The following is a 15336-nucleotide window of genomic DNA, read 5'->3' as shown; positions in this document are numbered from 1 at the left end:
CGAGGGCGCGGGCGGCGACGAGCCCGGGAGCAGCCCCGATCACGTGGTCGGGGTGCGCGCCGCGCACGGCGCGGGTCAGGCCGCGGAGGCCGAGCCCGGCATCCGCGACGACGACGACCGCGCCGATCCGCAGGCAGGCGTAGACCACCGCGGTGAGGTCGGCGCCGGGCGGCACGAGCAGGGAGACCCGGTCGCCCTTGCGCACACCGATCAGGTCGAGGCCGGCGGCGAGCCGGCGCACCTGGCGGGAGAGCATCCGCCAGCTGACCACGCGTGGCGCGCCGCCGCCGGGCGGCGCCATGTCGACGAGGGCGGTCTCGTCGCTGCCGTGCAGTTCGTCGAGGTAGTGCCAGAGCGGATGGTGCGGGTTGGCGGCCCAGGCGGCTCCCGGCGGGGTCTCGACAGGCTCGACCACCGGGGGCGGCTCGACCACCGGGGCAGGCGGGGTCTCGACAGGCTCGACCACCGGGGGCGGCTCGACCACCGAGGCAGGCTCGCGGTCGGCCGTCCGGTGATCGAGCCTGTCGAGATCCGGCGCGACAGGCTCGACCACCGGGGGCGGCTCGACCACCGGGGCAGGCTCGCGGTCGGCCGACCGGTGATCGAGCCTGTCGAGATCCGGCGAAGCCGGTTTGCGCTCCCCCAGCCAGGTCAGCGCCGCCGCGGCGTAGTCCACGTCTTCCGCGACCAGGTGCCCGGCACCCTCGTACCGGTGCACGTCGGCGTGCGGAAGCCGGCCGACGAGGTCGTCGAGGTAGCGGTCGCTGAAGATCGGGTCGCGGGGACCCCAGAGCATCAGGGCAGGCACGCGCAGCCCGCGCACCGCGCCGGCGATGCGGTCGAGCTCGGCGGCGCTCTCGTGGGCGAAGTCCACCGGGATGTCGGCGACGAACGCGCCGATCCCGCCGCGCCGGGCGGCGCCGCGGTAGGGCGCCCGGTAGGCCCGTTTGACGGCGGCGGGGAGCGGCGGATGCGCCAGCGCGAGCGTCGTCTCCAAGAACGCGGGCGTCGTCACGGTCGCGGCGGCCAGCACGGGCCCGGCGAGCGCGAGCCGCAGCGGCGCCGGGATCGGCGAGTCCTCCGGCTGGTGCACCGCGGTGTTGAGCAGCATGACCGAGCCGAGCAGTGCGGGGTGGTCGACGGCCCAGCCGAGGGAGACGACGCCGCCCCAGTCGTGGCCGAAGGTGACCACCGGGCCGGCCAGGCCGAGGGCGTCGGTGAGGTCACCGAGGTCGGCGACGCGGCGGGCGAGCGGGCGCACCGTGCCGGTGCGTTCGGAGAAGCCCATCTCGAGCTGGTCGACGGCGATGACCCGCCAGGCGGCCTGGCCGGCGGCCGCGGCATCCGTCGCCGCCGTCACGAACTCGCGCCAGAGGTAGGACCAGGTCGGGTTGCCGTGCACGCAGAGCACCGTGCCGACCGGGGTGACCCCGAGTTCGGCGAGCCTCGCCGCGTTGTCGAGCAGGTGCCAGGTGCGGGTGGCCGTCGCCGGGGTGCCGCTCTCGGCGACCTCGACCAGGCGGGAGAAGCACAGGTCGAGCCCGGGCAGGCCCGCGGGCGGGAGCATGCCCGCCGCCGGTGTGGCCGCGGTCCGCGGGAGGCGGTGGGTCCTGCCGGGGCTGGTCACCAGGCGAGTTCCATCATGGCGGTGTTCAGGCCGCTGCCGACGCCCATCAGCAGCACCCGGTTACCCGGCTGGAGGGTTCTGGCCTCTTCCGCGAGGGTGATCGGGATCGAGGCCGGGCCGACGTTGCCGAACAACGGGTAGGTGAGGGGAACCCGCGCGCGGTCGAGGCCGGTGGCCTTCACGATCGCGTCGGTGTGCACATCCGACACCTGGTGCAGGATGTAGCGGTCCATGCTCGACCAGTTCCAGTCGCGTTTCGCCTCGGTCCAGGCCGAGACGACGAGTTCCATTCCGCCCTTGAGCAACGCCTTCGCGTCGGTGAACATGCCGTCGACGCTGCCGACGCAGAGCCCGTTGAACTGGGTGGCGGCGCGCGTCACGCCGCCGAGCATGCGGTGGCCCTCCGGATGCCTGTCGGCCCGCCCCAGCACCGCCGCGGCGGCGCCGGAGCCCAGGGTGAGACTCGCGAACTCGCTCATGAAGTCCTTGCGGGAGATGGAGGGCCGGCCGAGCCGCTCGATCGTGTTGGTCTGGATCTCGTCGGCGTCCTCGCCGTCGATCACCACCGCGTAGTCGACCTGGCCGGAGTCGATCAGTTGCGCGGCGAGGGTCATCCCGTTCACGAAGCCGAGGCAGGCGTTCGCGATGTCGAAGTTGGTGGCCGAGGACGGCAGGCCGAGGCCGTGGTGGATGCGCACGGCGACGGAGGGCTCGAGGTGCTTGCGGGTGACCGAGGTGTTGATCAGCAGGCCCACCTGGCTTGGCTCGATCCCGGCCTCGTGGAGGGCGCGCTTGCCGGCGGTGACGGCGGCGTCATCGAAGGTGGCCCCCTCGTCCCAGTTGCGCCGCTCCTGCACTCCCGCGACGCGCTGGAGCAGTCCGGTCGGAAGCCGCAGCCGTTTGAGGGCAGGCTGCAGTTGACTGTCGATCTCCGCCGACGTCGTGATGCGTGGCGCGAGCATGCTCGTGACCGACAGCAGGGCGACGTTGTTGTGCGTCGTCGTTGCGTTTCCGTCCAACTGAGGTTCCCCTGTCGAGTTTGCGGCCGTGGCAAGCCAGGACCCCGGTCATCCTCTACCAGAAACCTGATCGTTGTCCGTGCGCTCGCTGTACACGCCGGCCCCGGAGGGTCGGCCGCCAACGCTCTATTTTACGCGCGTCGGCGGCCGCGCCCTCACGGGGCGGGGAGAGGGGTTCAGATGATGCCGTCGGAGAGGGTGCTCGGGTTGCCGAAGCGGTGGGCCGTGATCGAGATCGCCTGCTCGCGCAGGAACGGGAGCAGTTCCACCCGGCCGGCCTGGGTGACCGGGTGCGAGTAGACGGCGATGTCCGGGCTGCCCCCGAGGGCGTGGGCGAGAGCGGATGCGGCATCCGTCGCCCCGGTGAGCGGGGTGCCCCCGATCAACCGCACCCGGCTGGTCGTGATGCCGCCGGCGGCGGCGCGATCGAGCCACTCGGCGTCGCTCTCGACGGTGACCGGGATCTCCCGTTCGGCGAGGTGACCCCGCACGATCGGCGGCACCGGGATCGCGCTGGACACCACGAAGCGGGACTTCGACAGCGTCGCCGCGGCGATCACCCGGAGCAGGTTCGAGAGCGTGCCGTCCTCGGCCAGGCGCACCGTGACCGGAAGCGGCAGGTAGCGGAACAGGTTGCGTTCGTAGCCGAGGCCCGACACGTCCTTCACCGCGCCGAACTCCTCGCGCCAGGCGAGCGCGTCGCTGAGGGCCGAACGCCGCAGCACGTCGAAGTCGGCGTAGTCGAGCACCGGCTGCGAGCCTTCGATCACCTCGGTGACGCGCTGTTCCAGCCCGCGCAGGTGCAGGGTCGAGCTGTTCCGGCCGGGGTTGGTCACCCAGCCGCCGAGGCCGAACAGGTAGTTCGGTCCGCCCGCCTTGGTGCCGGGGCCGACGGCAGAACGCTTCCAGCCGCCGAACGGCTGGCGTTGCACGATCGCGCCGGTGATGCCGCGGTTCACATAGAGGTTGCCGGCCTCGATCGTGTCGAGCCATTCGGCCAGCTCGGCCGGATCGAGCGAGTGCAGGCCCGAGGTGAGGCCGTAGTCGACCGCGTTCTGGAACCGGATGGCCTCGGCGAGGTTGCGGGCGTGCATGACGCCGAGCACCGGGCCGAAGAACTCGGTGAGGTGGAAGTAGGACCCGGGCGCGACGCCGGTGCGGATGCCGGGCGACCAGAGCCTGCCGTCTTCGTCGAGGCGTTCGGGCTCGACCAGCCAGCTCTCCTCGGCGCCGAGCGTGGTGAGGGCGTGCAGCAGCTTGCCCTCTGCCGGTTCGATGATCGGGCCCATCTGGGTGTCCGGGTCGGCCGGGAGGCCCACGCGCAGGGAGGTCGCGGCATCCACCAGCTGCCGCAGGAATCGCTCCGACTTGGCGACGGAGCCGACCAGGATGACCAGGCTCGCGGCGGAGCACTTCTGGCCGGAGTGGCCGAAGGCGCTCTTGATCACGTCAATCGCGGCGAGGTCGAGGTCGGCGGACGGGGTGACGATGATGGCGTTCTTGCCGCTCGTCTCGGCGAGCAGCGGCAGGTCTTCCCGGAAGCTGCGGAAGAGCTGGGCGGTCTCGTAGGCGCCGGTCAGGATGACCCGGTCGACCGCCGGATGCGAGATGAGCTGGGTGCCGAGCGCGCGATCGGCGAGGTCGACGAGGGCGAGCAGTTCGCGCGGTACCCCGGCCTCCCAGAGCGCCTCGACCATGACGGCGCCGGTGCGCTGGGCGAGCTTGGCGGGTTTGACGATGACGCCGGAACCCGCGGCGAGGGCGGCGAGCACGCCGCCGGCCGAGATCGCGACCGGGAAGTTCCACGGCGGGGTGACCACGGTGACCTGCGACGGCACGAAGATCGCCCCCTGCACGGCGTCGAGGCCTTTGGCCCGTTCGGCGTAGTAGTGGGCGAAGTCGATGGCCTCGCTGACCTCGGGGTCGGACTCGGCGATGGTCTTTCCGGTCTCGGCGGCCATCACCTCGATCAGGCGGTCGCGGTTCGCGGCGAGCGCGAGGCCGGCGCGGTGCAGCACGGCCGCCCGTTCTGCGCCGGGCAGCTGGCCCCAGGCCTCACCGCTGACGGCGACGGATGCGATCAACCGGTCGAGCTGGTCGGCATCGGTCACGGCGGCCTCCGCGATGGCGTCCACGCCGAGCCGGGAGGAGTCGACGCGGGCGAGGATGCGACGGCCCCAGGCGCGATTCGCGGGCATCGACGGGTCGGTGTCCGGCTCGTTGCGGAAGCCCGACCGGACGACCGCGGGCAGGGCGCCGCCGGGAGCGGCGCCCGTGGCATCCGGGTTCAGGCCGGCGGCCACCGATCCGCGGGTGAGGCCGAGCACGGCGGCGGTGAGGCCGGCATCCGACTCGGCATCCTCGGATTCCTCCGCGGCCCGGGCCTCGGCCTCGAGCTGGGTCACCGCGGTGCGGTCCTGGCTGCGGTTGGGCGTCGGCACAACGGTGTCGAGCTCCGCGAGCGAGGCCAGGAACCGCTGCTTCTCCCGCTCGAACAGGGCGGGCGTGCTGGTGAGCTCGAACACGGCCGACATGAAGTTGTCCTGGCTCGCGTTCTCCTCGAGGCGGCGGATCAGGTAGCTGATGGCCACGTCGAATTCGGCCGGGTTCACGACGGGCGTGTAGAGCAGCAGCCGTCCGACGTCCCGGCTCACGGCATCGGCTTGGCTGGTGGCCATGCCGAGCAGCATCTCGAACTCGACCCGGTCGTCGACGCCGCGCTGCTTGGAGAGGAGGTGTGCCCAGGCCACATCGAAGAGGTTGTGGCCGGCGACGCCGATCTTGACGGCATCCGTGTTCTGGGGGGTGAGCGCCCAGCTGAGCACCCGCTTGTAGTTCGTGTCGCTGTCCTGCTTGGTGGAGTAGGTCGCCAGGGGCCAGTCGTGCACGGCAGAGTCGACGTGCTCCATGGCCAGGTTGGCGCCCTTGACGACGCGCACCTTGATCGGCGCTCCGCCGGCGGCCCGGCGGCCCTGCGCCCAGTGGGTCAGCCCCTGCAGGGCGCCGAGGGCGTCGGGGAGGTAGGCCTGCAGCACGATGCCGGCCTCGAGGTGAAGCAGCTGAGGCTGGTCGAGGATGCGCTCGAAGACCGCGATCGTGAGGTCGAGGTCGCGGTACTCCTCCATGTCCAGGTTGATGAACTTGGTGGTGGTCGAGCCAGTCCCGGTGGTCGAGCCAGCACCGGTGGTCGAGCCTGTCGAGACCCCCGCCGCCAGCTCGTAGAGCGGGGTGAGGCGCTCGACGACCCGGTTCACGGCCTCGTCGAAGGACCACATCGAGAGCTGGCTGGCGATCGAGGACACCTTGATCGAGACGTAGTCCACGTCGTCGCGCAGCAGCAGCGCCCTGGTGCCCTCGAGTCGGTGGAGGGCCTCTTTCTCACCGAGCACGGCCTCACCGAGGAGGTTGATGTTGAGGCGGTTGCCGGACTCCCGCAGGTGGGCGATCGCCGGGCCGAGCTTGTCCGGCGTGGCGTCGACGACGAGGTGTCCGACCATCTGGCGCAGCACCTTGCGGGCCACGGGGATGACCACCCAGGGCAGCACGGGGCCGAGCACGCCGCCGAGGCCGATCGCCCCGCGCAGGTAGGACGGCAGGAAACCCGGTGCCTTCTTCGCCACGGTCTGCAGGTTGTAGCCGGCGACCATCAGGTCCTCCGGTCGCATCACGCCGTCAACGAAGCCCACGGTGAAGTCGAGCCCGTTCGGGTCCTTGAGCACGCCGGCGAGGCGTTCGGCCGACACGTCGGCGGGGATGGTGGCGCTGTCGGCGAGCCACTTCGTGACGAGCGCGACGACCTCGGCGCTCAGGTCCTGCTGCACGTGGGGAGATGGGTTGGTCATGGTCACGAGGTTAGTCTTTCGTTGCGGCACGCCTCATACCAGAGGATTCTGTCTTCAGTGTGCCGCCCCCATTCGTTTAGCAAAAGCGATTCTTCTTGATCGATATTCATTAGGATTACTGATCTATTGAGGTCGAATCGAAGGAAGAGCCCATGCTGGATGTCCGCCGCCTGCGGCTGCTGCGCGAATTGAAGATCCGGGGCACCCTCGCCGGGGTGGCCGAGGCCCTTGCCTACAGCCCCTCGGCGGTCTCCCAGCAGCTCGCCCTGCTCGAGACGGAGGCCGGGGTTCCGCTGCTGCAGAAGGTGGGCCGCCGGGTGCGGCTCACCCCGCAGGCCGAGGTGCTGGTTGAGCACACGACTCACCTCCTCGAGCGCCTGGAGCTGGCCGAGGCCGAGATGACGGCGTCGCTGACGACCGTGTCAGGGACCGTGCGGGTGGCCCTGTTCCAGTCCGCCGCGCACGCCCTGATCCCGCAGGCGCTCACGCTGCTGGCCGGAGAGTTTCCCGGCCTCCGGGTCGAGGTCACCGAGCGCGAGCCGGAGCGCGGGCTGTTCGAGGTCTCCGCCCGCGACTTCGACCTCGTGCTGGCCGAGCAATACCCGGGGCACACCCGCGCGCACTGGCCGGACCTCGACCGGGTGAACCTGTCGACGGATGCGCTCCGGCTCGCCGTGCCGCCGCCCCGCGGCGGCCATGCTGCTCCCGCGTCGCTCGAGGAGGCGGCCGGCCTGCCCTGGGTGATGGAGCCCGAGGGCACGGCCTCGAGGCACTGGGCCAGGCAGCTCTGCAGGTCGGCCGGTTTCGAGCCCGACGTGCGGTTCGAGACCGCGGACCTGATCGCGCACATCCGGTTGATCGAGTCCGGGAACGCCGTCGGCATCCTGCCCGACCTGATCTGGGCCGGTCACGAGCCCACCGTGCACCTGGTCGACCTGCCCGGCCGGCCCAACCGCACCGTGTTCTCCGCCACCCGGCGCTCGAGCGCCAGCCGCCCGGGCGTCCTCGCCGTGCGCGAGGCACTGGCCAGGGCCGTCGGGCTGGTGGCCGCGCCGGTGGCCGACCCGGTTTCGGGCTAGCGGCGATTGGTCGGAGACTGCTGGCATGCACCGCTGCAGCGACTGCGGGCCCCGGACCAGCGTGACCGCGGGGTTCGGCAAGCCGGGGGTCACGGGGCGCGACGCTGGCTCCTCGAGGCGTCAGCGGCCGGTTGCCCGGTGCCATACAAGGACCTCGCCATCATCCACCGACAGCCGATGCTCGTGCCGAACCCGCCCGCCGCGCCGCGGCCATGGCCTTTTCGGGAACGTCCATCCGAGAGCGCTTCGCCCGGCGAAGCCTCGCCTAATTCCGCCCCATCAAAGAGGAGGTATTCGTCTCATTTCGGTACAGGCGGGGGCGGAAGCACCGCAACGACAAACTATGGGACATCGCCGTCGAGCAGTACGGCTACGTCACCACGCGCGATGCAAGAACCATCGGGGCCGGGGCGATCGACTTGACCAAGTTGGCCCATCGCGGACAGCTCTCTCGAGCAGCGCACGGCGTGTATCGATTTGATCAACTCCCCGTCACGGCTCGGGATGAGTTCATGCTCGCGGTTCTCTGGACCGGGTCCCCTCGGGCCGCGTTGGGTCACGACACAGCTCTCGCGGTCTATGGCCTGTGTGACATCAACCCGAACAAGATTCACCTGGTTGTCCCCAAAGAAAATCGGATACGGCGCTCAGGCGGGGAATACTACGTTCTGCATCATGACGACCTCGATGCGGAGCAGATCGGCTGGTGGGAGGGCATCCCTACCGTCGCCGTTCCCACGGCTATCGACCAAGGGATTCAGAGCGGCGTTCCCAGTGGGCCTCTGGAACAAGCCATCAGCAACGCCCGAGCCGTCGGCCGTCTCACCGACGAACAGCACTCCAGGCTGGTCCGGTCATTAGAGGAGCGAGCATGACCGGGAACCCATTGAATGATCTCCCCGACAAGGACAGACGGCCCTTCCGGACGGCCACCGCGGCCTGACTCAATTCGCGCCCCGATAAGGAGTCGAATCGGTCTACCGGGAAAGCCCGGGATCCCGGTTCGTCCGCGGCGACGTTCGTCGAGGACGACCGCTCGCAGTCCCATCTAGAGCACGCTTGGCAGTCAGAGCAACCCGCTCATCCAGAAGCGCGGAGCCAACCGACAGCCGGACTTGCACATCAATCTTCTCCGGTGACGGCTTGCTCGGATCCACAACCTGATAACGCTCGAACCGGAACACGTGGCCGTTCTCCGTGGCCAACCGTGTCGCGGCATCTAAACAAGTCGATTGTTGTGCACCGTTCGGAAAAAGTGACTCAGGGTATGCCGACGGCACCCACCGGCCGCCAAGTTCAGAACCCGCTGCGCCACGCTCAGCTTCGACATACCCGCGCAGCCACCGATCACGCGTTCGATCACGCGACACGTCCAAGCTCACTTCCACCTCGACCACCGTCACCTCGTAGCCGGCCAGCTCGAGCATCCGACCCATCTTCACAGCCGTTTCAGGGTTCGAGAGGATCGTGTCAAGGACTATCCGATCGCCTGATCGAATCGCATCCGACCTCGCCCCTTTCGACAGTTGCGACGATTCATCGTGCACCAGGGACGCGAGCTCTCGTGGGTAGAACGTCTCTCCCCCGTCATGGAGCACCCGCACATCATCCGGAACGAGCCAGCCCTCGTAGGTGCCATCCGCGATTGCCTCGCGCAGCAAAACGTCCTTGAAATGGTCCGCATCAATCACTCGCCACTGATCGGCGCTGCCTCCGGCCGCCGCGATCACCTGGCCAAGCACAATCGACTTGCCGGCGCCCGGAGGGCCCGCCAGCACAATCGCCTTACGATCGGTCAACACATTCGGCTGTTCCTCACGAAACTCCGCCCGCACCCGCGCATGAAACTGCTGCCGTTCAAAGGTCAGGTCACCGCCGATGAACCACACCGGATTGTTGACCGTGGCAGTCGGCGCGTCGGCACGCAAAGAACCACCTGAGCGGGAAAACTCGGTCAGGTGGCTCTCGTGACGCTCGATCTCATCAGGCGTCATTGCTTTAGGACATGGCGGCGCGACTGCGCGGCCTCGTAAATCTCACCGTCGATTAGGCCCTGCTGCAGCGCCTCCTCGACGTCATACCACGTGCCCTCACCCGGCTCCCAAACATCGTCGAAATCGTCGGCCTTGGGCTTGGGCAGATACGGCCACCGCGCCAGCTCATCAATCACCTGGGCACGATCGATGAAGCCCCCGGAATAGCGCTGAGCAATTTCGAACGGAGTTGCCCCGTGGAACGTCGGCCGCAGGTCAGCGATGCCCTTGGCTCGCGCAAGAATCTTATTAACCGCCGGCTGCGACAAGGCCAAGATACGCGCAATTTCACGCTGGCTCGCGTTCTCCGCGGCCGCACGCGCAGCACGCAAATAGTCCAAATCAACGGTGTCGCGTCGCGCCTTGACCCGCACCAATTCTGCTAGCGCGGCTGGCTTTTCCATAGTGCTCATCTTCCTACCTCCGATAACTAAAGTTATCACTTTGAGGGGAGGATATCTAGGCCCACCGCGCGAATATCACGTGAGAGTTCCCCTTCTGGAGGCGCTTCACATTCCTTATCTCTTGCGCATCGCACGAGATTCTCCCAGCTGGATGCGCCAGCGCAGGACTCGTTCCCCGAGATGCAAGTGCGTCACGTCATGCCAGAGAAGCCGGAGCCAGACGAGCACCGAGCGCCATTCTCGCACCACCTTGTACGGCGACGGGAGACTCGTGAGCATCCACCTGTCGACCTGTAGGCGAATCGGCACATCATTAGACCTCGCCCGGTCAGGGTCGCGGGCCAAATCCACGAGCACCTTACGCATCGTCGCGGGTCGTCGTTCAGGATACGGCCAATCGATGACTACCTCAGCGAGTTGATTGAGGCCGTTGCCTACGGCCAGCTCGTCGTTGACCCCCCACTCACCGTTCTCGGCTTTGGTTCGCGCCCGAACGCACACGACGTACTTCTCGGTGAAGTAGCCGCCGAGTCGCATGGTGCCACTTGATGCTCTGAGCCATTGCGTCGCCGCGTCGCTAATCATCCGGAGTGTTCGCTTGGCTTGGTCAGCGTCGCCGTCTGCAAGCTGGCTTGCATAGACGCTCTCCATGCGCTCGACATAGGCGTCGCTCGCGGCGCGGTCGCGTTCAAAGTCGCGGTGATCCATCTGATAGCGCGTCGACTGCGACGCGACGTAGAGCGCGGCCCCCACAGGCACAGCAATCGCCACGACGGTGAGCCAGCTGGCCCCGATCCATTCCAATATCTGCACGCCGGCTCCTCACTATGTGTCGGTAGTCGGATCAAGGGTAAGGCAGACCGCAGACACGTCGATCGGGCGAGACTCTCCAATGCCCGAATTTACATCGCGGACTGCACGACGCACCTTTGCCAACGGCGTTACTCAACAACCATTCGAGGCTCCGGCCGTCTTTCAACCCATGGGTGGCGAGGCGGGCGTACTCATCGTTAGTTGCGAGACACGGAGAAACAGATGTCGAAGGTAATCGGCTACGCGCGCGTCTCGGCACGACACGACAACAGTCCACGGACCGCCAGAAGACTGACCTTCTCGCCGCCGGCGTCCGACGCGATGACTTCTACCTCGACCAGGGCATCTCCGGCGCACAAGCCTCGCGCCCACAATTCGACGCCGCCCTCGACGCCCTGCACGAGGGTGACACCCTCGTCATCACGACCCTGGACCGGCTCGGGCGATCGACACAGAACATGCTCGCCTTCGCCGAGGAGCTCCGCGCTCGTGGCGCCGGACTCCGCGTCCTGAATCTCGGCGGTGGCGACGTCGACACGTCAACGCCGATGGGGTCGATGCTCTTCACAATCATGGCGGCCCTCGCGCAGATGGAACTTGAGATCAAGCGCGAACGTGTCGTGGACTCGATCAGCAAACGCCGCGACGCCGGCCAGAACCTCGGCGGCCGCCGACAGAGGATCACCGACAGCCAGATCCGCAGCGCCTTGCTCCTCGTTCAGGATGGTGAGCCGGCTGCGCAGGTTGCCCGTGACCTTGGAATGTCTCGCGCCACCTTCTACCGACGCTCGCGAGTCCTCGATTCCTAACCCTAAGAGCGGAGCTGAACGGGTCCAGCTCATGGTTTCGACGGGTGAAGTGTCGACGACTCTTTGCAGGATAATACGAGCAGACATCAAGGGGGAACAGATGAGCACGACTACCGGGCAGCCACCTGCCGATTGGTACGCAGATCCGACTGGCTGGCACGAGCGGCGGTACTGGGACGGTTCCGGGTGGACTGATCATGTCTTCGCCAATGGCAAGCAATTCGTCGACCCGCTGACCACACCCACATCGGCGGAAGCTTCCGAAACTACGACCGTCGCTGTCGAGTTCCAACAGGAGTCGCTACCAGAGACGCATCACGCGTCGACCCCGGCCGCTGAAACGTCCGGCGACTCCGGCCCTGCTGCCCCAACGAAAGTGTCGTTTTTCGGGGCGCGGAAGGTGGCACAAGACACACGGGAGGAAAACCATCGACTTCAGGCGCTGGTCGACAAGCACGGTCTTCGCGAGATCGCCGAACTCGAAGCGACAAAGGAATCCCTGATGCTTGAGATCGCCACGGCTCAACAAGACCTCGCCCATCGTATAGCCGAGACCGAGCAGGATCTGGCTCGAAAAGTTGCATCGACTGAGCACGACCTGGCGCGTCAGATCACCGCAGCGCAGCAGGAGCTCGCGAAGACGCAAGCCGCCACTCAAACTGCCTACGCGGAACGCGCAACAATCGCCGCCGACGTCGTCAACCTTCGCGAGTCAGTCCTCCTCCAAGAGTTCGGCCTCTACGACCACGAGAACCCGGCCGAGGCATCAGTTTCCCTCGCCACGGAGTTGGAGTCCCTCCGCACACAGATTAAACAGGCCGTGCGCGACGGCAAGGCAACGACGGCAACCGCCGGATTCACCTTCAACAACAGCAAGGCGAAAGGCGACAAGTTCGTCCGCGACATGTCAAAGCTCATGCTCCGCTGCTACAACGCGGAGGCAGAGAACTGCCTCAAGTCCGTCCGTGCCGGCAACCTCGCGACAGCCCAGAAGCGACTCGGCACGACCGTCGACCAGGTCGAACGCCTCGGCGGGATGATCGACCTCCACATCACTCCCAACTATCACCGCCTCCGACTGCGCGAGCTGGAACTCGCCAGCCGCCACCTCCAGGCACTCCAGGTAGAGAAAGAGCTCGAGCGTGAACGCCGCGAGGAGCTCCGCCAGCAGAAGCAGGCGGAGCAAGAATTGGCACGCGAGAAGGAACGACTCGAGAAAGAACGCGCCCACTACGCGAACGTGCTCGCTACCCTCATCGCCAACGGCGACACCGACGGTGCCGAGCGCATCCGTGCCCAGATCGCCGACGTCGACAGGGCGATCGAGAACGTCGATTACCGCGCCGCCAACATCAAGGCCGGCTACGTCTACGTCATCAGCAACATCGGCTCCTTCGGCCCCAACGTCGTCAAGATCGGAATGACCCGCCGGCTGGAACCGATGGACCGCGTCAACGAGCTCGGCGACGCATCCGTCCCCTTCCGCTTCGACGTCCACGCGCTGTTCTTCGCGGACAACGCCCTTTCGATCGAGGCCATGCTCCACCAAAATTTCGCCGATCGGCGCCTCAACCGTGTGAACCTCCGACGCGAATACTTCCGAGCCACACCCGCCGAGGTTCTCGAAGCGCTCAACGAGCACCGCGTCGAAGTACTCGAGTACACGGTCGAACCGGCCGCGGCCGAATACCGGAGCAGCGCTACGCGGTGACGTCTTCAATGTGACGTGCGGGGACGCATCCGTCGAGGCTGCCTTCCGACCTGACTACGACCCAGTTGGTCCCACTTGTTCGGGGGTCTGTCGAACTGGTCTCCCGGCTGCTAGAAAGAGGGGCGCCCATATGGCTGGGCGCTTGGGGGAATCGACGTGGGGCGACATGGGGCATGGTCCTAGAGACTGGAACCCGCCGGGGTATTGGGACCCACCGGCGGCGAACACAATCACACGCCCTCACAGCAGCTACGTTGCGACACGGCCACGCGCCCGGTCGAGCAATTTGACTGGCTTGCTGGCCGTCGCTTTAGGCCTCTTCGCCACTCTTCTGCCCCTCGTGCATCCGGACGTCAGCACGGGGTTCCGCGGATTCGCATTCACTACTGCCGGCATCACGGCGATCTCACTCGCCATTCGAGCAACTCAGCTCCGACGCGAGGGCCGAGCGACGAGCCGGCTGCTGCCGGCAATCGGCGGAACTCTCGGTGTTGCCGGGACGCTGCTGTCTATTTGGAGTCTGGCCTTCTTCTACGCACCAAATGCCGTGCCTCCCATGCCGAGTCTGGCTTCGCTGACCGCTCTGACCCAGCCTATAGTCACCACGCCTGGTGTCCTTCCACAGGCAATTCCGGCAGCACCGGCACCGCAGGCAGTTCCAGACGCCCTCGCCACGACGCCGCTGGCCACAGCGCCATACACTCCGGAAGAGACCCGTGCAGCCATGCAGATGGCCGCCGGCACAATCTCGTTTGTCCTCAAGGATCTAAGAATGCCTGGGCAACCGTGGCCGACTGCACTCCTCCTCAACGCGGACCAGATGGTGTCGACCCCGGAGGGCCACGCGCTCTTTCAAATCCCCGTGGGCACTACAGCGGGATACGCACGGAGCACCAGTGGTGAGAATTACCGCCTCACAATCACCGACGATTCCTCCGGCGTCGGCGTAACCTTCGATTCCGCAACTGGCCTCGTGACCAACAACTGACCGCGATGTGTCAGGGCGATTCCAAGAGCCACACCGGCGAGTGTCAAGGAATGAAGAAACCGACGTTGTCCGACACTAATTCCACACTCCCACCTGACGTCCAGCTGGCGTGTACCCCACATTGGCGCTAGACGATATGAGGGTGTCCAGCTCTTGCGGCTGGGGCCTCCGTTCAAGTAGACGTGGGTTACCAGCCGCAGGGGCTGGCCTATCCGACAGTTGAACTTGGAGGCCCCAGTTCCCGGCGGGGCCGGGAAGTTCCTCCGCAAGTACGCCGTGTTCACGCTGCTCGTCATTGACGAGTGGTTGCTGGACCGGCCGACGGAGTCGATGCGCGGCATGCTGCTGGAGCGCCGTTACGGCGAACCCGCGACGGTGTTCTGCACCCAGTATTCGCAGAAGGGCCGTCACCAGCGCCTCGGCTCCGGTGTTCACGCGGACGCGATCATGGACCGGATCATCCACAACACCATCTGGGTCGAGACGGGCACTTACAACATGAGGGAGCACACCGCACTGGCCAGCGCGTAATCGATGACGGAGGGCGTCAGTGGCTCCCAGCCACACCACCACTGGCGCTCGGGACTGCCCCCGGTTTGGTTGACTCCGGACCTGTGGAGATTCGTCTTCGCTGGAAGGATGGCACCATGCCCAAGCCCTACCCACCCGAGTTCCGCCGCGACGTCNCGCCGCGACGTTGTCGCCGTGGCCAGGAAGCACGAAGCACCGCTGAACCAGATCGCGAAGGACTTCGGGATCTCGGAGTCCTGCCTGGCGAACTGGCTGAAGAAGGCCGACGTCGAGGAGGGCGTGAAGCCGGGCGTGACCGAGAAGGAATCCGCCGAGCTCCGGGATGCGAAGAAACGTATCCGGCTGCTCGAGCAGGAAGCCGAGGTCATGCGCCGTGCCGTTGCCTATCTCTCCCGGGACGTCAACCCAAAATGATGTACCCGCTGGTCCTCGAAATGGCTGTCGACGGTGTCCCCGTCACGGTGACCTGCCGGGTGTTGC

The 15336-nt window shown here is 67.0% G+C and carries 10 protein-coding genes and 3 pseudogenes; 7 read left to right on the top strand and 6 right to left on the bottom strand.

The annotated features are described in order from the left end of the window. From E3T48_RS04830 to E3T48_RS04820, 3 genes are all read right to left on the bottom strand, one after another. Positions 1–1567 (bottom strand): alpha/beta fold hydrolase (locus tag E3T48_RS04830; protein WP_134522703.1); only part of this gene is annotated, 1567 nt, incomplete at its 3' end. Between the two features lie 56 nt (positions 1568–1623). Then, complete coding sequence (locus tag E3T48_RS04825; RefSeq protein WP_134522702.1) at positions 1624–2646, bottom strand: 3-oxoacyl-ACP synthase III; 1023 nt, start codon at positions 2644–2646, stop codon at positions 1624–1626. A gap of 176 nt (positions 2647–2822) precedes the next feature. Next, the gene (locus tag E3T48_RS04820) at positions 2823–6488 is read right to left on the bottom strand and encodes a proline dehydrogenase family protein (RefSeq protein ID WP_134522701.1); all 3666 of its coding nucleotides are present in this window, start codon (positions 6486–6488) and stop codon (positions 2823–2825) included. A 152-nt stretch (positions 6489–6640) separates the two neighbouring features. Here E3T48_RS04820 and E3T48_RS04815 point away from each other — a divergent pair, with 152 nt between their 5' ends. Both E3T48_RS04815 and E3T48_RS04810 read left to right on the top strand, forming a co-directional pair. After that, positions 6641–7567, top strand: a complete 927-nt coding sequence (locus tag E3T48_RS04815; protein ID WP_134522700.1) for a LysR family transcriptional regulator — start codon at positions 6641–6643, stop codon at positions 7565–7567. Positions 7568–7845: 278 nt separating this feature from the next. Then, the gene (locus tag E3T48_RS04810; RefSeq protein ID WP_134522699.1) at positions 7846–8442 is read left to right on the top strand and encodes a type IV toxin-antitoxin system AbiEi family antitoxin domain-containing protein; all 597 of its coding nucleotides are present in this window, start codon (positions 7846–7848) and stop codon (positions 8440–8442) included. Positions 8443–8544: 102 nt separating this feature from the next. On the opposite strand, the gene E3T48_RS04805 is transcribed toward E3T48_RS04810, so the two are convergent. The 3 genes from E3T48_RS04805 to E3T48_RS04795 all read right to left on the bottom strand — a co-directional run bounded on the left by E3T48_RS04805 (position 8545) and on the right by E3T48_RS04795 (position 10817). Further along, positions 8545–9561 carry a zeta toxin family protein gene (locus tag E3T48_RS04805; protein WP_134522698.1) on the bottom strand — a complete coding sequence of 339 codons (1017 nt, stop codon included), beginning with the start codon at positions 9559–9561 and terminating at the stop codon, positions 8545–8547. Further along, on the bottom strand, positions 9558–10004 hold the full coding sequence (locus E3T48_RS04800; protein WP_134522697.1) for a helix-turn-helix domain-containing protein: 447 nt from the start codon (positions 10002–10004) through the stop codon (positions 9558–9560). The genes E3T48_RS04805 and E3T48_RS04800 overlap by 4 nt, the downstream gene beginning before the upstream one ends. Positions 10005–10118: 114 nt before the next feature. Then, positions 10119–10817 carry a hypothetical protein gene (locus tag E3T48_RS04795; RefSeq protein WP_134522696.1) on the bottom strand — a complete coding sequence of 233 codons (699 nt, stop codon included), beginning with the start codon at positions 10815–10817 and terminating at the stop codon, positions 10119–10121. A 222-nt stretch (positions 10818–11039) separates the two neighbouring features. Between E3T48_RS04795 and E3T48_RS04790 the strand changes: the two are divergent. From E3T48_RS04790 to E3T48_RS04770, 5 genes and pseudogenes are all read left to right on the top strand, one after another. Then, positions 11040–11626: pseudogene (locus tag E3T48_RS04790) on the top strand (recombinase family protein). 49 nt (positions 11627–11675) lie between these two features. Beyond that, on the top strand, positions 11676–13337 hold the full coding sequence (locus E3T48_RS04785; protein WP_166789629.1) for an SNIPE associated domain-containing protein: 1662 nt from the start codon (positions 11676–11678) through the stop codon (positions 13335–13337). A 340-nt stretch (positions 13338–13677) separates the two neighbouring features. Next, entirely contained in the window at positions 13678–14325 is a 648-nt protein-coding gene (locus E3T48_RS04780) for a hypothetical protein (protein WP_134522694.1), read from the top strand. A 240-nt stretch (positions 14326–14565) separates the two neighbouring features. Then, positions 14566–14856, top strand: a pseudogene (locus tag E3T48_RS04775) (ATP-binding protein); the annotation flags it as partial. A 116-nt stretch (positions 14857–14972) separates the two neighbouring features. Beyond that, positions 14973–15336: pseudogene (locus E3T48_RS04770) on the top strand (transposase); the annotation flags it as partial.

Origin of the sequence: Cryobacterium fucosi, assembly GCF_004403515.1 — a bacterium.
GTDB lineage: Bacteria > Actinomycetota > Actinomycetes > Actinomycetales > Microbacteriaceae > Cryobacterium > Cryobacterium fucosi.
Note: the sequence above shows the minus strand (reverse complement) of the source record. Positions and strands in the feature narration are given on the sequence as shown.